Below are 21,385 nucleotides of genomic sequence, written 5' to 3'. Positions count from 1 at the left end.
TTACCGTGCTATCAGACGCTGATGCACAGGTATTTGATTTCGAGGTAGTCCTCGATACCGTACTTGGAACCTTCGCGGCCCAGGCCCGAAGCCTTGATGCCACCGAACGGTGCCACTTCGTTGGAGATCAGGCCGGTGTTGATACCTACCATGCCGTATTCCAGGGCTTCGGCAACACGGAACACACGGCTCATGTCGCGGGCGTAGAAGTACGAGGCCAGGCCGAACTCGGTGTCGTTGGACATGGCGATGACTTCGGCCTCGTCCTTGAAGCGGAACAGCGGCGCCAGCGGGCCGAAGGTCTCTTCCTTGGCGACGGCAGCGGTCTTCGGTACGTCGACCAGAATGGTCGGCTCGAAGAAGTTGCCTTCGATGATCTTGCCACCGGACAGTACCTTGGCGCCTTTGCCAACGGCGTCTTCAATGTGTTCCTGAACCTTGGCGACAGCCTTGCCGTCGATCAGCGGGCCAGTGGTGGTGCCTTCTTCCAGGCCGTTACCGATCTTCAGCTTGGCAACAGCGGCGGCCAGCTTCTGGGCGAACGCGTCGTAGACGCCGTCCTGCACGTAGATACGGTTGGCGCAGACGCAGGTCTGGCCGTTGTTGCGGTACTTGGAGATGATCGCGCCCTCGACCGCCTTGTCCAGGTCGGCGTCGTCGAACACGATGAACGGGGCGTTGCCACCCAGCTCCAGGGAAACCTTCTTGATGTCCTTGGCGCATTCTTCCATCAGCTGGCGACCGATTTCGGTCGAGCCGGTGAAGGACAGCTTGCGGACCAGGGAGTTGCCGGTCAGTTCACCGCCAACTTCGCCAGCGCTGCCGGTAACCACGCTCAGCACGCCAGCCGGGATGCCGGCACGGTGGGCCAGCTCGACCAGGGCCAGGGCGGAGTACGGGGTCTGCGAGGCAGGCTTGAGCACCATGGTGCAGCCAGCGGCCAGGGCCGGGCCGGCTTTACGGGTGATCATGGCGGCCGGGAAGTTCCACGGGGTGATGGCCGCGGTAACGCCGATTGGCTGCTTGATGACGATCAGGCGCTTGTCTGGCTGGTGGCCCGGGATGGTGTCGCCGTAGACGCGCTTGGCTTCTTCGGCGAACCACTCGATGAACGAGGCAGCGTAGGCGATTTCGCCCTTGGCTTCGGCCAGCGGCTTGCCTTGTTCGGTGGTCATCAGGCGAGCCAGGTCGTCCTGGTTCTCGATCATCAGTTCGAACCAGCGACGCAGCTTGGCCGAACGCTCCTTGGCGGTCAGGGCACGCCAGGCCGGCAGGGCCTTGTCGGCGGCTTCGATGGCGCGGCGGGTTTCCGCGGTGCCCATCTTCGGCACGGTACCGATGACTTCACCAGTGGCCGGGTTGGTGACCTTGATGGTCTGGCCGTTGTCCGCATCCAGCCACTCACCATTGATGTAGGCTTGCTGGCGGAACAACTGAGCGTCTTTGAGCTGCATGTCGGCTTCCCGAATTGTTGATTGTTGAAAAGCGCCCAAGGCAGGGCATCGAGCGTTTGAAATCTCAAACGAATGCTAAGCGGCTGCTGGGGTGTTGGACAATAGGCTGTTCGAAAAAAAGAACGAATGGTTGAACACCCTGGCGGAAATTTCACATTTCTGTGCCGTAGCAACCGGCCCTATCGCCGGCAAGCCAGCTCCCACAGGGACCCCACAAAATTCAGCATCTGTGGGGTCCCTGTGGGAGCTGGCTTGCCGGCGATAGGGTCAGTAAAGGTTAGACGAACGAGCTGAAGGAAATGTGATGGGAGGACCGACGGCCCTCCCGGAAGGGATGGGTCAGAAGGCCTTGGCCAGGTCGATCACCAGGGCTCGGTAACCCACGCTGCCCGGCTGTCGGCTGTGCACCTTCAGCTCCACCAGCACCTCCTGGGTCCCGCGCCGTACCTCGTTGAGCACGGTGGTGGTCAGTTTCTCCGGGGTCAGGAAGTTCACCGACGCCGAGTAGATGAACTGGGTGTCGGTCTCCGGCCGGTAGGCCACCACCGAGGTCACCGGGCTGTACCACTCGTCGCCGCGCTCTTTGCCATATTCCCACACCTGTTCGACCGTGCCCTTGGCCTCGTCGATGCGGTACTCCACCGCCCGGCTGTAGTTGCCGGTCAGTCTGGTCGGCGCAAAGTCGCGGCCCCAGCCGTTGTCGAACACGGTCAGTGTGCCTTTGCCGGTCAGCCAGGCGGTGTGCTGGGTCCAGGACCAGTCGAAGCCTTCGCTCGCCACCGGCTTCAGCACTTTCTCGCGCAGACGCTCAGGCCAGCCTTGGGGCGAGGCGAGAATCCACTTCACCTGCTTGTCGCGGCCGATCTTCACCACGCCCTGGTGCCGTGCTGAAACGATGATGCTGTCGTCATCTGCGTCGTAGTCGATGGCATTGACATGCGCCCAGTTACGCCCGGTGCCCACCCCCGGGGTGTCACCAAAGGGCAGGTCACCCTCGGCCAGTTCGTTGGCCAGCCGCTCTTCCTGTTTCTGCACCCCGGCCGGCAACTGGATGGCTGCCTTGCCCAGGGTTTCCAGCAGGTCGCCACGGTACGGGTCGAGGATCTGGTTGAGGTCCCAGAAGTCCAGCACATCACCGGCCTCGTCGACCTCGATGATGTGGTCGCGGATCGAGCGCACGCGCTTGCCGTCGGGCCGGCGATAGTCGCTGGTGCCCACCCGCAGCAGGTAGGTGCCATTGGCGGTCTCGCGGATTTCATGGGAGAAGTCGGCAAACTTGTCGGGCAGGCTGCGCTGCCAGATGCGCCGGCCAAGCAGGTCGTACTTGGAGTAGGTCTGGCCCTGGCCCCAGATCAGCTTGCCGTCGCGGGTCTGCTGGAAGCCCATGGTGCCGCCCAGGCCATCGCGGCGGTTGGAGTCGTGGATCTGCTCGATGTCCAGGTACCAGCGCACGTCGCCATTGCTGTCGGCGATCCAGTTGTTGCCCACCTGGTCCCATTCCGCCGCGCCGCCCAGGGCATTCCACTTGAAGGCGCGCCCGCCCGGGATGTCCCCCTGCAGGTGGTTGAACAGGTACAGGCGCTGTTCAAAACCTGGTGCTACCTTGACTGGCTGCACTTCAGGCAAGGCGGCGGTCTGCCTGGCCACCACCGGCAGGCGCACGGCCGGGGCGTAGATCTGGTACTGCTCGCGGATGCGCTCGCCGTCGAGCTTGTAGGTCACTTCCACCTGGTTGACGTGATCCGGGTACAGGCCGAATACCGGGATGCCGCCATAGGTCCACAACGAACGGTCGGACACCTCGTAGGCGATGTCCACACCGCGCTCGCCCCGCCCCAGCACGCGCACGTGCGCGGCACTCAGGCTGCGCCCACCGTCGCGAATGATCGCGGTCAGCGGCGCCAGGCGATACGGGTTGACCACCACGTCGCCGAGCAGCGCCTCGTCACGCTCGGGAACCTTGGCGGTCAGGCAGGCGCCTTCAGGCAATGCAGGGGTTTCGGTCTTGGCATTCATGGCATAGCTCCTTGTGCTCAGAAGTCGTAACGGGCGGTGGCGCCGAAAGTGCGCGGGGTACCGAGCACGCCGGCATAGCCACCGTTGGCGGAGTTCCACAGGCTGGTGAAGTAGGTCTTGTCACCGGCGTTCTTCACCCACAGCGACAGGTCGACCACGCCGTCGCCCTGGTCCAGGCGCACACCGGCGGAAAGGTTGACCAGCGCGTAGCTGGGGATCTGGCCGAAATCGGAATCGTCGATGGTGCCCACCGCCTTGGAGCGGAAGGCGTAGCTGGCGGTGACGTAGGGTTCGATGTGCTCGCTGGCCTGCCACTTGTACTGGGTGTTGAGGTTGGCGATGTACTTGGAGGCGCCGACCACCTGGTGGCCGGACAAATCGCAGGTGGCGGTGGCATTGGCCAGGCTCACTTCCGGCGGGCATGGGGCGTCCTTGTACTCGGTGTAGCGCACGTCGTTCCACGAGCCGTTGAAGTTGACCGTGAGGCCGCGCAGCGGCAGCGCCGTGGCTTCGAACTCCAGGCCACGCGAGCGCACGCGGCCGGCGTTGGCCAGGTACTGCACGCGGTTGATCTGGTCGTAGACGTTGGCCTGGTAGCCATGCACTTCGGCCCAGAACAGGTTGGTATTGAGCTGCAGGCGGTCGTCGAACAGCGAGCTTTTCAAGCCGAGTTCGGCGTTGTTGACCCGCTCGGTGCCGACCAGCAGCGAGTCGGTGCCCAGCCTTGGCGCAGCGCCAACGGTAAGGTTGATGCCGCCAGACTTCTCGCCGTGGGTCAGGGTGGCGTAGCCCAGCAATTGCTCGTTGAAGCGGTAGCTCAGGCCCAGCAGGCCAGAGGGGCTGAAGCTGTACTGGTTAAGGTCGCCTGAATCGTAGGCGCCTACCCGGCCCTGGCGTGCTGCTGCGGCGGCCCCGGTTACTGCCGCACCGCCGGTTGGTGCATCGCGGGTCACCCAGGCGCTCTTTTCTTCATAGGTGCCGCGAACGCCGGCGGTGAGGTCCAGGCGGTCGGTGATGTGCCAGGTGCCTTGGGCGAACAGCGCGTAGCTGTCCGTGTCGATGTGCCCGTTGCCAATGGTGTCGACGTTGGCCAGGGCGCCGGCCGGGGTGAGGTTCCAGATGTCCGCCTGCGGCCCGTAGAAAGTGAAGGATTTGTTGTCCAGGTCCTGCTTGAAGTAGTACGCGCCAAGCACGTAGTCGAAGGCACCACCGGTGGGCGAAGCCAGGCGGATTTCCTGCGAGTACTGCTTGTCGCGCACCGACACCCCGGCGCTGTAGAACACCGGCACGTTGAGGCCGTCGTCGTTGCGTGGAGTGAAGTCCCACCAGCGGTAGGCGGTGATCGAGGTCAGGGTGAAGTCGTTGGGCAGGGTCCAGTTGGCCTCCACCGAGGTACCGCCCTGGAACACCGTCACCTGCTGGTCGGCGTCGAAGTTCACCTTGCGGTGCTTGCCCGACACCAACGTCGCGCCGGCCTGGGCGGCCAGGCTTTCATAGCGGTTGACGCCATTGATGGTAGGGCCGGTGCTGTACAGGCTGAGGATGCCGTTGTCGGAGTCTTCTTCGTTGTATTCGCCGATCCAGCGCAGGTTGAAGGTTTCGCTCGGTTTGAACAGCAGCTGGGTACGAAAACCTTGGCGCTTGCCGCCGTTGAGGTCGTCGCCGTTGTGGATGTTCTTCACATAGCCGTCGTCTTCGGTGCGATAGGCGCTGATGCGCCCGGCCAGTGTGTCGCTGATCGGCCCCGAGAAGCTGCCTTGGGTTTGCAGGTAACCGTCTTCACCAAACGACTGCTGGATGCTGCCCTCGCGGTGGAAGGTGGGCTTGCGCGTGGTGATGTTGAGCACGCCAGCGGTGGTGTTCTTGCCGAACAGCGTACCTTGCGGGCCGCGCAGCACCTCCAGTTGCTCCACATCCAGCAGGTCGAACACCGCCATGCCGGGTCGGCCGAGGTAGACGTTGTCCAGGTAGATGCCGACGCTGCCTTCCAGGCCATCACTGGCGGGGTTGTTGCCCAGGCCACGGATCGAAATGCTCGACTGCCGGGCATGAACGTAGGCGACGTTGGTGCTGGGTACTAATTGCTGCAGGTCCTGCACGCGGTAGATGCGTTGGCTTTCCAGGGTTTCGCTGTCGAGCACGCTGATCGGCGTGGGCACGCTTTGCGCGGTTTCTTCGCGGCGGCGGGCATTGACCGTGACAGTGCCGAGCTTGGCTTCCTGCTCCACCGCCGGGGTGGCGCTGACTGGCTCTTCGGCGAAGCTGGCAGAGGACGCCGCCAGCAGCACGCCGGCAGCCAAGGGTTGCAAGGTGAAACGCGACGCGCGCGCAGGCCAACGGGAAACTCCGGACATGCAAATGCTCCTTGAGGCATGGGCCCTGGCGAGCATTTCCGTTGGCGGAACCGAATCGCGGTCAGTCGGGCTTATATTCTTTTAGGTGATATAAATATTTGTAATTCATATTTTGTGGAATAAGTGACTCCCTTTATAAGGGGGCTAACCCTTGTCAGCAATTGCATTCGACCGAAAGTTTCAATGTAAAAAATGCATATCGATCTCCGTCAGCTGCGCCACTACATTGCCCTTGTCGAGCACCGCAGCTTCGTTGCTGCGGCGGCTGCGGTGAACCTGTCGCAATCAGCGTTCAGCCGCAGCATCCAGACCCTCGAGCACAACATCGGCTGCCGCCTGGTGGACCGCGCCAGCAAGGAGCTGGCGCCGACTCGCCAGGGCCTGCTGGTGCTGGAGCATTCGCGGCGGCTGGTGCATGGGGCGCACAACCTGGTCAACGAGATCCACCAGTTCAACGGTGCCACTACCGGCGTGGTACGTTTCGGCTCCGGCCCGGCGCCGGCAGGGGGTTTGGTACCGCGGGCGGTGGCACGCTTCGTCGCCGAATACCCCGCGGCGCGTACCTGCTTCCAGGTGGATAACTGGCAGGCGCTGAACCGCAAGCTGGTTGCCGAGGAGATCGAGTTCTTCGTCGCTGACACCCGCCAGTTCGAGTCCGACCCGGACTACCAGGTGCACAAGCTGACGCCGCAGCGCTGGCATTTCTGCTGCCGCGTCGGGCACCCGTTGACCGAGCGCGAGAGCGTGCGGGCGCGCGACCTGTTCGACTACCCCCTGGCCACCACCTTCCGCCCGCCGAACATCCGCAAGATCCTCAGCGACCTCAGCGGGCGGCAGGATTTTCTGCCGACGGTGGAGTGTGAGCATGGCTATGCACTGCTGAATGTGGTGATGCATTCGGACACCATCGGCATTGCCTGCAATGCCAACTTGCGGCCGTATCAGCGTGACGGGGGATTGGTGGCATTGCAGCTGGCCGACCTGACGGTGGAGCAGGAAGAAGCGTTCTATACCCGTTATGGGGTGGTGAGCCGGGTGGGGTATGGGCTATCGCCGTTGGCTCAGGGGCTGGTCAGGCAGTTGATTGCCTGCGATACCGAGTTGTAGCTGGCGGGGGCTTTGCCCCCGAATCGCCGGCAAGCCAGCTCCCACAAGATCACCGCTGCCTTCTGGCCTGTGATGTACCTGTGGGAGCTGGCTTGCCGGCGATAGGGCCGCAAAGCGGCCCCGGCGATATCAGCCTTTACGCGTAGTGCGGCTGAGTTGCCCATCCACCCCGACCGGCACCTCACCCGCCAGGGTCACCCGCCGCACCACCCGCGGCTGGGTCCCGTAATCATCCACCGCATAATGCTGCGTCGCGCGGTTATCCCAGATCGCCACGTCCCCCGCCTGCCAGCGCCAGCGAACGGTGTTCTCCAGGCGCGTCACATGCCCTTGCAGCACCGCGAACAGGTGCTGCGAATCCGCCAGCGAATAACCTTTGATGCGCTTCACGAAATGCCCCAGCTGCAGCACCCGCTCGCCACTGATCGGATGCACGCGCACCACCGGGTGCTCGGTCTCGTACACCGTCGAGGTGAACACTTTGCGATAGCGCTCCAGCTTGGCGGGGTCCACATCGGGCTTCACGCTGGCGTAGTCGTATTCGTTGCTGTGCACCGCCCACAGTTTGTCGGCCAGCTCGCGCAGCGGCTCGGGCAGCTCCTGGTAGGCCGTGGCGGTGTTGGCCCACACGGTGTCACCACCGGACGCCGGCGCCACCACGCTGCGCAGGATCGAGGCCTTGGGGTAGGCGTCGACGAAGGTCACGTCGGTGTGCCAGGAGTTGGCCCGCTGGCCTTCGGCACCATCGAGCTGCAACAGGTAGCTGGTGCCATCCACCACCGGCACGGTGGGGTGGGCGACCGGCTCACCGAGCAACTTGGCGAAGGCTTCCTGGCTTTGGTCATCCAGGTGGGTCTGGCCACGGAAGAAGATCACCTTGTGCTTCACCAGCGCGGCCTGGATGGCGTCGAGGGTGGCGGCATCAAGGTCGGCGGACAATTGCACCCCGCGAATTTCGGCACCGATGCGGCCGGCAACCGGGTGGATGTCGAGTTCGAGGGTTTGTGGCGCGGTGGCCAGGGCGGCGTTGCTCATGGTCGTGTCCTTGCGGTCATTGTCGGGTTATCGGGGTTCAGCGGGCGGCCTGCACGGCCTGTTTCTGTTGCAGGGCGGCATCGAGGAAGCGTGGTTCGATCCAGTCGGCCACCTGGAAGCCACGACGGATCAGGCGCTCCTTGGCAGCCAGGTCCACACCCTGTTGCAACTGGCCGACGAATTCGGCGTCCAGCCGTGGATCGAAGTAATGGGCCAGGTCTTCCTTGGCCAGGTCGTCGTTGAGGATGCTGCGCGGCCAATTGGCATTGCTGGCCACCAGCTCGACATAGGCCTCGCGGTTGTGTTCGTCGCGCAGCCAGGCGCTGGCCTGTTGCTGGGCATTGACCAGGCGCTGCACCAGCTCGGGGTATTTGCGGATGAAATCGCCAGTGCCCAGCAGCACCGCCTGGGTACTGCCGGCACCTTCCAGGTCACGCGAATTGACCGGTAGCTCTACCAGCCCGCGCTCACGCAGCGACAGCAGATTGGACAGGCCCCAGGTGGCGTCGATCTGCTTGGCGGCCAGCGCGGCATTGGCGGCGTTGAAGTCCAGGTTGATCACCTTCAGCTCGCGCTCGCTAAGCCCCTGGCTGGCCAGGGCGCTGGCGAACGACAGCTGGTTGGCGGTGCCACGGAACACCGCCACGCGCTTGCCTTTGAGGTCGTGCAGGGTCTTGATGCCGGAACCGGGCACCACGCCCAGGTAGCTCTTCACCCCACGTACCCCCGCCGACAGCACGCGGGTGTCCAGGCCATTGGCCTTGCCGACGATGGCGGCCAGGTCGCCGAGGTAGGCGAAATCGGCCTGGCCGTTGGCCAGCGCTTCGTTCACCACCGGCCCGGCGCCCTTGAAGAAGTGCCAGTCGATGCGAATGTTGTCCTTGGCGAATTCCTTCTCCAGCAGTTGCTGGTCACGCAGCACGTCGACCACGCCACCGGCGCTGGGCTTGCTGCCCGCGCTGAGGTCGGGCACGGCGATGCGGATGCTTGCTGGCTTGGCCGGTTCAGCTGCGTGGGCGCTGAGGGTGAAGGCCAGCCCAAGGGCGGTGATCAGGTGGCGCAGCGGGGTTTTCATGGCAAGGCTCCTTGGCAGGCTGCCACCGGCGATGGCCGGCGCTTTGGCCAGAAGCTAGGCAGGTCTGGTTAGAACCTACAAAGATCAAAACTTCATTCTTCAGTAACTGGAAGGCATAAATCAGGCGGCATGCGGGCCTGCGGCAGGCTTGCGGAAAACGCATGGAAAATATGAGGAAAACGCAACGGCGAGGGGCTTCCGTATGCATAAAGCGCATGCTCTTATCTCTTGAAAGTCATTTTTTAGAATTTTTAATTCCATAAATGAATAATCTAACAACGCTTCGAGAGATGGCCGATGAATGGAATTCTGAGCAGAGGTCGGGGATTGTTCCGGGGGTCGCTGCGCGACCCTTTCGCGACGCAAGGCCGCTCCCACAAGGATCGCGCCCGCTTGTTGCCCTGGGTCTTGCCTGTGCTGGTTGCACTGCTGTGGGTAGTGGCCAGCCGGGAGCACTGGATGAGCGAGCAGATTCTGCCGGCGCCAGCATTGGTGTGGCAGAGCGCAGTGGAGTTTGGCTCCGGCGAGCTGTGGGGGCACCTGTGGATAAGCTTGCAGCGGTTGTTCTGGGGGCTGGCGGTCGGCATCGGCAGCGGGTTGCTGCTGGGGGTCTGGCTGGGTGCTTCGCGGCGGGCGCAGACGCTGGTGCTGCCAACCTTCGTGGCGCTGGCACAGATACCTACCCTGGCCTGGATCCCGTTGTTCATGCTGTTCTTCGGGATCGGTGAGTTGCTCAAGCTGGTGGTGCTGGTGAAAGCCGTGGTGGTCCCCGTTACCTTGCACACGCTGGTCGGTGTACGCGATGCCCAGCCCAAGCTGCGAGAGGCCGCTGCGGTGCTGCGCCTGCCTCGCCATCTACTGTTCCTGCGCCTGCTGCTACCGGCTGCCCTGCCCGCCTTCCTCACCGGCGTACGCCTGGCCCTGGCCACCGGCTGGACCTCGCTGCTGGCGGTCGAACTGCTGGCCTCCAGCGAAGGGATTGGCTACCTGATGGTGTGGGGACGGCAGCTGTTCATGCTCGACCTGGTGCTGCTGTGCATCCTGGTAATCGGCCTGGTCGGCGCACTGCTGGAGCGCGGCTTCTCGGCCCTGGAAAAGCGCCTGCTGTACTGGCCGCAAGCGGCCACAGGGGAGCAGCACCGTGGCCCCGTGGCGCGGGGTTGGCAAAGCCTGCTGCTGCCACTGGCACTGTTGGCCCTGTGGCAGGCCAGCAGCAGCTTTGGCTGGGTCGACAGCAACATCCTGACCTCGCCACTTGAAGTGTTGCGCACCCTGCTGACCGGCCTGGCCGATGGTTCGCTGCCGCAGGCCTTGCTGCTGAGCCTGCAGCGCGCTTTGGCCGGCTTGCTGCTGGGCGGTAGCGCTGGCCTGCTGGTCGGTTTGCTGTTGGGGCTTTCGGCCAATGCCGAACGTATCTTCGGGCCCAGCCTGTCGGCCTTGCGTCAGGTGGCACTGTTTGCCTGGGTGCCGCTGCTCACAGCCTGGTTCGGCCTGGGTGAAGGGGCCAAGCAGGTATTCGTCGGCATGGCTGCGTTCTTCCCGTTGCTGATCGCCACCCAGCGCGGTATCGCCAGCCTCTCGCCGCAGCTGGGTGAAGCCGCGCGCACCCTGCGCCTGAACCTGTGGCAACGCCTGCGCCTGCTGGTGCTGCCCGGCGCAGCCCCGGCCATTTTTGCCGGCCTGCGCCTGTCACTGATCTACGCCTGGCTGGGCACCATCGGTGCCGAATACTTCATGCCCTCGGACGGTGGCATCGCCAGCCTGATGATCGGCGCCCAGCAACTGTTCCGCATGGACCAGGTAATGGCCGCCATGCTGCTGATCGGCCTGGTCGGCGCCCTGCTCGGCACCCTTGGACAACGCCTCGAATCGCGCGCCACGCGCTGGAGAACCGCATGAACGCCTTCAACACCTCGCACCTGCACGCGGCCAACCAGCCCGACGTCACCCCGCCCCTGGTCAGCTTCGAGGGGGTCGGCAAAGTGTTCAGCGTCGATGGCCAGCCGCTGGAAGCCATCCGCAACTTCAACCTGTCGATCAACCAGGGTGAATTCATCGCCATCGTTGGTGCTTCCGGCTGTGGCAAATCCACCCTGCTGCGCCTGCTGGTAGGGCTGGATACCGACTACAGCGGCAACATCCGTGTGGACGGCCACACTGTCAGCGGCATTGGTAGCGAACGCGGCATCGTGTTTCAGGAGCATCGACTGTTCCCCTGGCTGAGCGTGGAACAGAACATTGCCCTGGGCCTGGTCAACGAACCGCTCACCCAGGGTGAGCGCGCGCGGCGGGTACACGAGTTCGTGCAACTGGTGGGGCTGGTCGGCTTCGAGTCGGCCTACCCACACCAGCTGTCCGGCGGCATGGCCCAGCGCGTGGCGATCGCCCGAGGCCTGGTAGCCAGCCCGCGTATCCTGCTGCTCGACGAGCCGTTCGGCGCGCTGGATGCGCTGACCCGCCAGCAACTGCAGGACGAGCTGCTGGCCATTCGCGAACGTGCCGGCATCACAACGCTGCTGGTCACCCATGACGCCGAGGAGGCCACCTACCTGGCCGACCGGGTGGTGGTTCTGGAGCCGCGCCCGGGGCGGATCAAGTCGGTGGTGGAGATCGACCTGCCACACCCAAGGTTGCGTACGGGTGTGGCACTTCACGAGCTGCGGGAGAAGGTGCTGCACCAGATCACCGGGGATGGCGGCTACCTGACGCCGCCGGTGCGACGGGTCGAAGGGCTGAGGCCGGAGCTGATTGCGCTCTGAGCCTGTGGGAACGGGCCCGTACTCATAGAACTGCCCATGACTCACTGAATTAGCAGGGCCCCTGTGGGAGCGGCTTTAGCCGCGAACACCGGCGCAGCCGGTGCCATGCACCGAGTTGGATTCTTCGCGGCTAAAGCCGCTCCCACAGGGTACGCGGACCGCTTGCGAATTCAGGTCTCACCGGGCACTGAGGTCACGCAGGTAAGCCCAAGGATAGATACCCCGCTCATGCCCATCGCTGAACACCAGCTGCACGCCATATCCTTGCGGCTCGATTTGCACCACGCGCACATCATCGCGAACCAGGCTGATGCTCCCCTGCAGCCGTGCCGCTCGGCATTGTGAACAGGGGCAAGCACCGCGCAGGCGGGCATGGCTGAAGCTGTGTTCGCCGTCTTGCCATTGCAGCACCAATTGCCCGGGCCCGCGCATGTTGCGAATAGCTTGCGGGGCATTCATCAGGAGGCCCCGCGCAGTTGCGCCATGGCGATCCGCACAGCCTTGCGCACCTCGGGGTCGCTATCGGCCTCGGCGGCCTGCAGCACCGGCAAGGCACGCGCCTGGCCCAGCTCACCCAGGGCCAGAGCCGCCTCCTTGCGCAGGTTGGCAATGCCGTGGCCGAGCAACTCGCCAAGCGCGTCCAACGCCGCAACATGACGCAGCCGCCCCAGGGACCGCGCCGCACGCAGACGTACTTGCCAGAAGTCATCGGCAAGGGCATTTACCAGTGCCGGGCCTGCTGGGGCCAGGCCCACCTTGCCTAGCGTGGTGGCGGCTTCTTCGCGCACTTGCCAGGCCTTGTCAGCCAATGCAGCCACCAATGCTGGCACCACCGCGCTGTCGCGGGCGAGGCCCAGCGCACCGATGGCCGCGCGGCGCACCTCGGTGTCCGGCTCGTCTGCGGCAAGCTTTGCCAATGCTGGCAATGCCGGCTGGTGCTTGAGCCAGCCAAGAATACCCACGGCCTCACGCCGGACCGCGGCGTCGCCATCGGCCAGGGCCAGCAGTGCAGGCTCTGCAGCATCTTCCAGGCGCAGCTCGCGCAAGGCACGCAGGGCGCTGGCACGGACGAAGGCATCGGCATGCTTGACCCATGGCAGGATCAGCTGACCGTTTTCAAGGCTCTTGAGTTCGCTGAGGCTCTGGGCGGCAGCCAGCCGTACCGGCTCGGCAGCATCGGCCAGCGCAGCGCACAGGGCCTGCACAACTTCAGGTTCTTCCCAGGCCTCGAGCAGGCGCGCGGCCTCGGCACGCACGTCGTCGGCGGTATCCACCAGCAGTGCATCGGTGAGCCATGGCAAGCCATCCGGGTCTTCCAGGTCTGCCAGTTCGATCAGGGCGATGCGGCGCACGCCTGCATCAGCGGCACCAAGGCGAGGCAGAAGAGCAAGGATGTCGGGGTTGTCAGTCGTTCGTTCAGTCATAGCGCGATCCGTAGCGGTGGGTGCTCAGTGTCCGGCAGGCCCAGCGGGGTCAGGCGCGGCAGTTCGCGGCCTTCCTCGTGACGGAGCAAGGCCAGACAGTGACGCTTGAGGTGAGTGAATTCAGGGCTGGTCAGCAGGCTGGCGCGGCGTGGGCGCGGAAACTCCAGGTGCAGGTCTTCGATAAAGCGGCCAGGTCGCGGGCTCATCACCAGGATACGATCGGCCAGGAACAGTGCCTCGTCGATATCGTGGGTGACGAACACCACGGTGGTGCGGATGCTTGCCCAGATATCCAGCAACAGCTCTTGCATGCGTGCACGGGTTTGCGCATCCAGGGCACCGAAGGGTTCGTCCATCAGCAAAAGGCGCGGGCGGTTGATCAGCACCCGGGCAATCTCGGCCCGTTGCTGCATACCGCCGGACAACTGACTGGGCCAGCGCCCGGCAAAGTCGGCCAGCCCCACCAGTTGCAGCATTTCACGAGCCTGCCGGCGACGTTCGGCGCGGCTCTGGCCCTGCATCTTCAGGCCGAAGGCCACGTTGTCGAGCACGCTACGCCAAGGCAGCAAGGTGTGGTGCTGAAACACCATGCCACGCTGCGGTGACGGCCCGGCAATGGTCTGGCCATCCACGCTCAACTGGCCGCTGCTGGGCACCAGGTGCCCGGCCAGGGCGCCAAGCAACGTCGACTTGCCACAACCGGAGGGGCCAAGGATGCAGACGAACTCGCCTGGCTCTACGGCAAAGTCCAGACGCTGCACCGCCTCGAATGCTTCGCTGCCGTGCCCCAGTCGAATCGACACTCCACGCCCGTCGATACGCCCTGGTGCTGGTTGATAACTGTTCATCAGCTAGCCCTCCGCGTGCGGTACCAAGGCGTGGCCAATTCCCCAAGTCGCTTGACCAGGGCGCTGCTGCCCATGCCCAGCACGCCGATCAGCAGCATGCCGACGATGATGTCCGGGTAGTTTTGCAAGGTGTACGACTCCCAGGTGTAGTAGCCGATACCGAACTGTCCGGAAATCATCTCGGCGGTGACCAGGCAGAACCATGAAGTCCCCATGCCGATGGCCAGGCCAGTGACGATGCTTGGCAGCGCTCCAGGCAACACCACTTCGCGCAGGATCGACCAACGCTCTGCACCGAGGCTGCGCGCCGACGCCACCAGGCGCGGGTCGATGGCCTCGACGCCGTGCACGGTGTTCAGCAGGATCGGGAACAGCGCGCCAGTGAACGTTATGAACACCATCGACAGTTCCGATGATGGGAACATCAGGATCGCCAGCGGGATCCATGCCACCGCCGGAATCGGCCGCAGCACTTCGAGTGGCGGCAACAGGGTGTCCTCGGCCCATTTCGAGCGGCCGATCAACAATCCCAGGGCCACGCCAATCAGCGCCGCGGCGCCATAACCGGCAAACACCCGTGACAGGCTGCTGCCCAGGTGCGCCAGCAGGGTGCTGGAGGTCAGCAACTGCCAGGCAGCTTCCAGCACCGCCTTCGGTGTGGGGACATAGGTGAACGTCAGCAGCCCGAGGTCCAGCTTCACGCTCGCCGCGACCTGCCAGAACAGCAGGCAGGCCAGCAGCGAAGCCAGGCGCACCGGCCAGCGCTTGAGGTTGCAGGTCATGTCGGTGCCTCCCGGTCAGCGCTGGGCGACCAGCTTCTGGTTGGCGCTGACGAAGTCCAGCGCTTCACCGCCATGGGCCTTGGCATACTGCTCGGCCTGGTCCTTGAGCAGGAACGCCGCCAGTTCACCCTTGGCGTTACGCACGAACCAGGCCTGGTTCGCCAGCAACTTGATTCCGCTGTCGGCGGCCTGGGCGTAGATGGCGCGGATGTCCTTGCCCTCCTGCTCCAGCTGGGCCAAGGCGCCAAGCGCGGCCTCCGGCGAAGCGTAGTGGCGGACCTTGCCTTCACCGCGCACCCAGATCTGTGCCAGGCGGCTGAAGTCGGTGATCGGTTTGCCTGTCAGCGCGTCATTGGCCTTGAGTGGCTGCGGATCGTAGTCTTTCAGCGCCTTGTCGTAGTCCAGGCCAGCCTCCTTGAAGGCCGCACGGATGTACTGGTCGTCGATGAACTTGTCGGTGTCGAGGCCGCGGTCGGTCTTTTTAAGCAGCTTGAGCGTATCGATGGAGGTTGCGACAGCCTGACGGTATTCAGGCTTCCATGTCAGGTCGCGAGTCTGCAGGCCGAGCGGGCCGTGGAACAGGTAATTGACCTCGGCCTCGATGCCGGTGACTTTCTCGATCAACTCGCTGTACTTCTCAGGTTCCGCAGCGATCAGCCGATCGGCTTCGAGGCTGGCGCGCAGGTAGGCGGTGACCACTTCGGGGTATTTCTTCGCATAATCGGCATCGACCAAAGCGCCATGGAAGGTCGGTGCGTTGGCCTGGGCGCCGTCATAGATCTTGCGGGCGAAGCCGCGGTTGGGGAACAGTTCGGCGAACGGCACGAAGTCGGCATGGGCTTCGATGCGGTTGCTACGCAGGGCGGAACCGGCGATTTCCGGCGCCTGGGCGATGATTCGCACATCCTTCTGCGGGTCCCAGCCCTGGGCTGCTACGGCACGCAGCAGCATGCCGTGGGCGGTGGAGGCGAACGGCACGGAAATGGTCCTGCCCTTGAGTTCAGCCAGCGACTGCACGCTGGACGCCGCCGGTACGACGATGCCATTGCCGCTGCCGTGCACGCTGCCCGACAGCACGCTTATGAACAGGCTGCGCTTGCCGGCATCCAGGTGAGCAACACCGTTGAACGACCCGGGGAAGTCGGCCATTGCACCGAAGTCGAGTTTGCCAGCGACCATTTCATTGGTCAGTGGCGCACCGCTGGTGAAGTTCTTCCACTCCACCTGATACTTGGCATCTTTGTATTTGCCGTCATGCGGTAGGTACTTGTCCAGCAGGCCAAGCTCGCGTATCAGCAGGCCACCAGTGGCGCAGTTGATGGTGGTGTCCTGGGTGCCAATGGCGATGCGGATGGTTTCGGCGCTGGCATTCAGGCCAGTGAGCGCCAGCGCGAGGCCGGCCACGGTTGCAACAAGGCGCATGGGTGTTTCCCCTCGAGTCGTTATAAGAGTTGGGTCGTCTCCGCCGCCCGGCTTGGGTGGTGGGAAACGAGGGGCACAGCAGGAGGGCGTCCGGTGGTGCGCCGGATGGCGGGATGAATCAGCGCAGCAGGTACGGGATGTCGACCTTCACCGCACCCGTGGGGCAGTCCTTTTCGCAGGGCATGCAGTACCAGCATTCGTCGAAGGCCATGTAGGCCTTCTGCGTGGCCGGGTTGATCGCCAGCAGGTCCATGGGGCAAACCTCCACGCAGACGGTGCAGCCTTTTTCGGCGATGCACTTGTCTTCGTCGATGGTGACGGGGGCGCTGCTGCGGAAGAAGATTTCTTGCGGCTGGTAGGCCATTTCACGGAGTCCTCGGGGCCTGCGGCCCTCGTTCTTCGAAGTGTTCACAGGACACAGCGTCGCCTAGGCTGCATCGGCCTTTACCCGCAGCTGGTCGTAGGCGGTCTGCTCTTCTGCGTCCAACGCAATCAGGTAAGGCTCGACGGCTTTCCTGAAGCTGGTCATTTCACCGTTCTCGCCCTTTTTCAGATGGCAATGGCAGAACCACTCGCCATCGTTGCGCTCAGGGAAGTCCACCCGGTGGTGGTACAGCCCCCAGCGGCTTTCCTCGCGGAACAGCGAGGCCCGCGCCGCCATCTCGGCGCAATCGCGAATCACCGAAACTTCCATCGCACGCATCAGTTCATGAGGGTTGCTGGCCTTCATCTGGTCCAGGTCACGTTCGATCTCGGCAAAGCGCGCCAGGCCGATTTCCATCTTTTTGGTCACCTTCGGCGGTTGCAGGTAATCGTTGACCATGCGTCTGAGCTTGTACTCGACCTGCGCTGGCGGCAGGCCATGCTGACGCTGCAGCGGGGCAAACACCCGCGCGCGCTCGCGCTCGACCTGTTCGGCATCGACCTCGGCGAATTCGCGCCCGGTCACGTAATGGGCAGCGTTCACACCGGCGAACCAGCCATAGGTGAAGGCCCCGAGCATGTAGTTGTGCGGCACCGCTGCCATATCGCCCGCGGCATACAGCCCTTTGACGCTGGTCTCGGCCTTTTCATTGACCCACACCCCCGACGCCGAATGCCCCGAGCAGAAACCGATCTCCGAGATATGCATCTCGACCATGTGCTGGCGATAATCGGTGCCACGCCCGGCGTGGAACTGGCCACGACTAGGGCGCTCGTTGCTGTGCAAGATCTCTTCGATGTTCTGGATGGTTTCCTCGGCCAAGTGATCGAGCTTGAGGAACACCGGGCCATTGCCGCCCTCGAGTTCCTGATGGAACTCCCACATCATCTGGCCGCTCCAGTAGTCGCACTCGATAAAGCGCTCACCCTTGCTGTTGGCGGTATATCCACCCAGTGGGCCGGTGACGTAGGCACAGGCCGGGCCGTTGTAGTCCTTGATCAGCGGGTTGATCTGGAAGCACTCGAGGTTGGCCAGTTCGGCACCTGCATGGTAGGCCATGGCGTAGCCATCACCGGCGTTGGTCGGGTTCTCGTAGGTGCCCATCAGATAGCCCGACGACGGCAGGCCCAGGCGCCCGGCCGCGCCGCAGGCAAGGATCACCGCCTTGGCCCGCACCACGCGAAACTCACCGCTACGGCAATCGAAACCCAGCACGCCAGCGGCCGCGCCTTCACCATCGAGTAGCACACGGGTGCAGACCATACGGTTGCTGATTTCGACCCGGGCACGCTTGAGCTGACGGTACAGCACCTTCTTGATGTCGTGGCCTTCGGGCATGGGCAGCACGTAGGCGCCCATGTGGTGAACCTTTTTCACCGCGTAGTCGCCGGTCTCGTCCTTCTCGAATTTCACCCCCCAGCGGTCGAGTTGCTCGATGGTTTCAAAGCTGTGGGTAGCGTAGGCATGCACCGTGGCCTGGTTGACGATACCGTCATTGGCCACGGTGATTTCCTTGGTGTACTGCTCGGGGGTGGCATGGCCTGGGATGATCGCGTTGTTCAGGCCATCCATGCCCATGCTGATGGCACCGCTGCGCTTGACGTTGGCCTTGTCCAGCAGCAGCACGCGCAGGTTTTTGTCCTGCTCCTTGGCCTTGATCGCCGCCATCGGCCCGGCGGTACCGCCACCGATGACGATGATGTCGTAGTCCTGGGTCTGGATGCTCATGGCTTGCTCCCCTTCTGGCGGTCGATGCGCAGGCGGTACTGGAAAGCATCGCCGCGGTAGTAAAGGTGTTCGAAGTCCAGTGGCGTACCGTCGGCGGCATGGGTCAGGCGCTCGATGCGCATGATCGGCGAGCCTTCTTCAACATCCAGGGCCTGGGTCAGGTCGCTGTCGGCCAGAACGGCATCGATGGCCAGGTCGGCGTGGCCAAGGGCAATGCTGCAGTCGTTTTCCAGGAGCAGGAAAATGTCGCGGGTGACGAGGTCGGCCTTTTCCAGCTTTTCGCCGACGGCCTTGGGCAACCAGGTCAGCTCCAGCGACACCGGCTCGCGGTTGATCAGCCGTACTCGGCGGATCTCGGTGACCAGGCTGCCCTCCTCGACCTGCAGCCGCGCGGCCACCAATGCATTGGCTGGCACATGGCGGAAACTGCGCAGGCGGTTGATCACCTCGTAACCCATTTGCGTCATCGACTCGCCCAACCCCTGCAGGGTACTGACGTTCTGGAAAGCCTTGGGCTTGGCTACGAAGGTGCCCTTGCCGTGGATCTTGAAAATCAGCCCTTCCTTCTGCAGGTCGCCCAGTGCCTGGCGCACGGTGATGCGGCTGACGTCGAAGGCCTTGCCCAGCTCGCTTTCCGAGGGCATGCGGCTATGTGGCGGATAAGTGCCATCGAGGATGCGCTCGCGCAGCAATTCCTTGAGCTGGGTGTAGAGCGGTACCGGGGACAGGGGGAGCAGTTCGGCCATGGGGTCTCTTCGCTGATCGAATACTTGTTATAACAAGTTGTGACCAGAGAATAGAGGGCATAATAACTGCTGTGGAAATATCGATATCGCATATGGATAGATGCGTTTGTGATTGCTGCTGTCGGCAGCTCTCGGCGAAAGGTAAAAACGGCTACAGATCAAGGCGATGGACGCCATCGGATCAGATGGGTATCATGCGTGCGCGTTGCACTCGTAGCTCAGCTGGATAGAGTACTGCCCTCCGAAGGCAGGGGTCGTGGGTTCGAATCCCGCCGAGTGCGCCATATCAAAAAGCCCTGGGCCTGTGCCCGGGGCTTTTTCGTTTGTGCGACATGTCGCGTTTCTGGCACTCCCGTGCCACGGGTCATTGGTGTTAGCGTGGGCGTCTTCCCGTTTCCCGACGGGCAACCCACAACAATGATTGGCGAAGGAATGCGCACAACCATGCACCTGAAAAAACTTACCGCCACCACCCTGCTGCTGGCCAGCATCGGCCTGTTCACCCAACCGGCACAGGCCAACCTTACCCAGCAGCAGTCCGCGGCCATCGTCAAAGCCTTCGACGGCAGCGACCCAAGCGACTTCAAGCAGTTCCTCGGCAAGCTCAAAGGCAGCGACCTGGCCAAGGCCGACAACCTCGCGGCAACCCTGGATGCCTATCTGGCCGGCAAGCCACTGGCCGCCGAGCAGCAGAACGAGATCAACCGCCTGCTCGGCCTGTATACCCGCATCAAGTACGGCAAGGCTGCCAGCGAAACCCTGCGTGAACTGGTGGCCATCCCCACCTTCAACGTCGAAGGCACGCCGCAGCACGAGAACCCCGAGTTCCTCAGGATCGCCGACAAGATCAAGGCCCTGGCCGACAGCTTCGGCCTGGCTTTCCGCAATATCGACAACCGGGTGTACGAGATTTCGCTGGGCAGCGGCAAGGAAGTGGTCGGCATCCATGCCCACGCCGACGTAGTGCCTGTCAACCCGGACAACTGGAAGCTGGCCGATGGCACGCGCCTGGACCCGTTCAAGGTCACCCTGGTCGGTGACCGCATGTACGGCCGCGGCACCGAAGACGACAAGAACGGCATTGTCGTGGCGATGTACGCGCTTAAAGTGGCCAAGGACGAGAACCTGCCGCTGGCTCGCCAGTTCAAGCTGCTGATCGACACCACTGAAGAAACCAGCGGTGATGCCATCCCCTACTACTTCGAACGCAACCCCACGCCCGACTACAACCTGGCACTCGATGGCGGCTACCCTGTGGTCATCGCCGAGAAAGGCTACGGCACGATCATGGCCAGCTTCAGCAAGCGCCAGGCCAGTGGCAAGGGTGCCGAGATCGTCAACCTGACCGGCGGCCTGGCCACCAACCAGATCCCGACAACCTCGGTCGCGACCCTGGTCACCGACAACCCGGCGAAGCTGGCCAGCCAGCTGGAAAAAGCCGGCGCCGATTACGTGAAGCGCAATGGCGGCGACTTCAGCATCGCCGCCAAGGCCGATGGCAAGCAGGTGTTGCTCACCGTGACCGGCGTGTCCGCCCACTCTTCGGAGCCGGAGTCCGGGGTCAACCCGGTGGCGCGCATGCTTGGTTTCATCAACGGCCTGGGCAAGGATGTGCCGCTCAAGCACAACCACTTCACCGATGCCGCCCGCTATGCCGCCGACAACTGGGGCCTGGACTACCTGGGCAACAAGCTCGGCGTGGCCTTCAAGGATTCGTTCATGGGCCCGCTGACCGCCTCGCTGACCTTTGTCGGGGTGGATGAAAAAGGCCTGAAACTGGCGGTGAACCTGCGCATTCCGAAAGGCAAGCCAATTGCCACGATCAAGGACGAACTGGCTGACAAGCTGGGCAAATGGACCCGGCAGAGCCATACCTCGGTGGCCTTCGACTACAGCCTGGACGAGCCGATGTACCGCAACCCCGAGGGCGAATGGGTCAAGGCCTTGCTTGACGTGGCCACCGAGAACCTGGGCATGAAGCACGAGTTCGGTACCTCGGCGGGCGCCACCTCGGTACACGACTTGCCTAACGGCGTGCAGTTCGGCCTGGCCATGCCGGATGTGAAGTACACCGGGCACAACGACAACGAGTTCAAGACCGTTGAGCAATTCATGCTGGACTTGCAGGTGGTGAGCGAGATGGTGGCGCGGATCGGGCAGATGCCGAAGCTCTGAGCCAACTCTACCGGCCTCTTCGCGGGCACGCCCGCT

At 63.6% G+C, this 21,385-nt stretch carries 17 protein-coding genes and 1 tRNA gene; 5 read left to right on the top strand and 13 right to left on the bottom strand.

Annotated elements, in window-relative coordinates; genetic code table 11:
• Window positions 1–11: 11 nt before the first annotated feature.
• The 3 genes from gabD to RYH74_RS13595 form a co-directional block, all read right to left on the bottom strand.
• Window positions 12–1,454, bottom strand: a complete 1,443-nt coding sequence (gene gabD / locus RYH74_RS13605) for an NADP-dependent succinate-semialdehyde dehydrogenase (RefSeq protein ID WP_015268576.1) — start codon at window positions 1,452–1,454, stop codon at window positions 12–14.
• Between the two features lie 339 nt (window positions 1,455–1,793).
• Window positions 1,794–3,470 (bottom strand): aryl-sulfate sulfotransferase, encoded by a 1,677-nt coding sequence (locus RYH74_RS13600; protein WP_075044304.1) that lies wholly within the window; start codon window positions 3,468–3,470, stop codon window positions 1,794–1,796.
• A gap of 17 nt (window positions 3,471–3,487) precedes the next feature.
• The gene (locus RYH74_RS13595; protein ID WP_410902913.1) at window positions 3,488–5,860 is read right to left on the bottom strand and encodes a TonB-dependent receptor; all 2,373 of its coding nucleotides are present in this window, start codon (window positions 5,858–5,860) and stop codon (window positions 3,488–3,490) included.
• A gap of 156 nt (window positions 5,861–6,016) precedes the next feature.
• Between RYH74_RS13595 and RYH74_RS13590 the strand changes: the two genes are divergently transcribed.
• A complete protein-coding gene (locus RYH74_RS13590) occupies window positions 6,017–6,931 on the top strand; it encodes a LysR family transcriptional regulator (protein ID WP_075044302.1) in 915 nt (304 codons plus the stop codon).
• 129 nt (window positions 6,932–7,060) lie between these two features.
• Here RYH74_RS13590 and RYH74_RS13585 read toward each other — a convergent pair whose 3' ends face one another.
• Entirely contained in the window at window positions 7,061–7,966 is a 906-nt protein-coding gene (locus RYH74_RS13585) for a TauD/TfdA dioxygenase family protein (protein WP_025337303.1), read from the bottom strand.
• 37 nt (window positions 7,967–8,003) lie between these two features.
• Window positions 8,004–9,041, bottom strand: a complete 1,038-nt coding sequence (locus RYH74_RS13580; protein ID WP_075044301.1) for an ABC transporter substrate-binding protein — start codon at window positions 9,039–9,041, stop codon at window positions 8,004–8,006.
• 297 nt (window positions 9,042–9,338) lie between these two features.
• On the opposite strand from RYH74_RS13580, the gene RYH74_RS13575 reads away from it, so the two are divergent.
• Window positions 9,339–10,940, top strand: a complete 1,602-nt coding sequence (locus RYH74_RS13575; protein ID WP_249763553.1) for an ABC transporter permease — start codon at window positions 9,339–9,341, stop codon at window positions 10,938–10,940.
• A complete protein-coding gene (locus RYH74_RS13570) occupies window positions 10,937–11,800 on the top strand; it encodes an ABC transporter ATP-binding protein (RefSeq protein ID WP_025337300.1) in 864 nt (287 codons plus the stop codon). The genes RYH74_RS13575 and RYH74_RS13570 overlap by 4 nt, the downstream gene beginning before the upstream one ends.
• A gap of 177 nt (window positions 11,801–11,977) precedes the next feature.
• Here the strand turns inward: RYH74_RS13570 and RYH74_RS13565 are convergent, their stop codons facing one another.
• The 8 genes from RYH74_RS13565 to RYH74_RS13530 form a co-directional block, all read right to left on the bottom strand.
• Window positions 11,978–12,259 (bottom strand): DUF971 domain-containing protein, encoded by a 282-nt coding sequence (locus RYH74_RS13565; protein ID WP_085591800.1) that lies wholly within the window; start codon window positions 12,257–12,259, stop codon window positions 11,978–11,980.
• On the bottom strand, window positions 12,259–13,224 hold the full coding sequence (locus RYH74_RS13560) for a HEAT repeat domain-containing protein (protein ID WP_075044299.1): 966 nt from the start codon (window positions 13,222–13,224) through the stop codon (window positions 12,259–12,261). The genes RYH74_RS13565 and RYH74_RS13560 overlap by 1 nt, the downstream gene beginning before the upstream one ends.
• Window positions 13,221–14,072 (bottom strand): ABC transporter ATP-binding protein, encoded by an 852-nt coding sequence (locus tag RYH74_RS13555; protein WP_075044298.1) that lies wholly within the window; start codon window positions 14,070–14,072, stop codon window positions 13,221–13,223. The genes RYH74_RS13560 and RYH74_RS13555 overlap by 4 nt, the downstream gene beginning before the upstream one ends.
• Complete coding sequence (locus tag RYH74_RS13550) at window positions 14,072–14,854, bottom strand: ABC transporter permease (protein WP_015268565.1); 783 nt, start codon at window positions 14,852–14,854, stop codon at window positions 14,072–14,074. Before RYH74_RS13550 ends, RYH74_RS13555 begins: the two co-directional genes overlap by 1 nt.
• 15 nt (window positions 14,855–14,869) lie before the next feature.
• Window positions 14,870–16,276 carry an ABC transporter substrate-binding protein gene (locus tag RYH74_RS13545; RefSeq protein WP_075044297.1) on the bottom strand — a complete coding sequence of 469 codons (1,407 nt, stop codon included), beginning with the start codon at window positions 16,274–16,276 and terminating at the stop codon, window positions 14,870–14,872.
• A 118-nt stretch (window positions 16,277–16,394) separates the two neighbouring features.
• Window positions 16,395–16,640, bottom strand: a complete 246-nt coding sequence (locus RYH74_RS13540; RefSeq protein WP_008096634.1) for a ferredoxin family protein — start codon at window positions 16,638–16,640, stop codon at window positions 16,395–16,397.
• Between the two features lie 63 nt (window positions 16,641–16,703).
• On the bottom strand, window positions 16,704–18,428 hold the full coding sequence (locus RYH74_RS13535) for a fumarate reductase/succinate dehydrogenase flavoprotein subunit (protein WP_075044296.1): 1,725 nt from the start codon (window positions 18,426–18,428) through the stop codon (window positions 16,704–16,706).
• The gene (locus tag RYH74_RS13530) at window positions 18,425–19,174 is read right to left on the bottom strand and encodes a GntR family transcriptional regulator (protein ID WP_075044295.1); all 750 of its coding nucleotides are present in this window, start codon (window positions 19,172–19,174) and stop codon (window positions 18,425–18,427) included. Before RYH74_RS13530 ends, RYH74_RS13535 begins: the two co-directional genes overlap by 4 nt.
• A gap of 207 nt (window positions 19,175–19,381) precedes the next feature.
• On the opposite strand from RYH74_RS13530, the gene RYH74_RS13525 reads away from it, so the two are divergent.
• Window positions 19,382–19,458 (top strand) — tRNA-Arg (locus RYH74_RS13525).
• Between the two features lie 160 nt (window positions 19,459–19,618).
• Entirely contained in the window at window positions 19,619–21,349 is a 1,731-nt protein-coding gene (locus RYH74_RS13520; RefSeq protein ID WP_158091103.1) for a dipeptidase, read from the top strand.
• The last annotated feature ends 36 nt before the right edge of the window (window positions 21,350–21,385 follow it).

This window comes from Pseudomonas sp. LSJ-87 (genome assembly GCF_032971465.1).
In the GTDB taxonomy this organism is placed as follows: Bacteria; Pseudomonadota; Gammaproteobacteria; order Pseudomonadales; family Pseudomonadaceae; genus Aquipseudomonas; species Aquipseudomonas putida_Z.
Note: the sequence above shows the minus strand (reverse complement) of the source record. Positions and strands in the feature narration are given on the sequence as shown.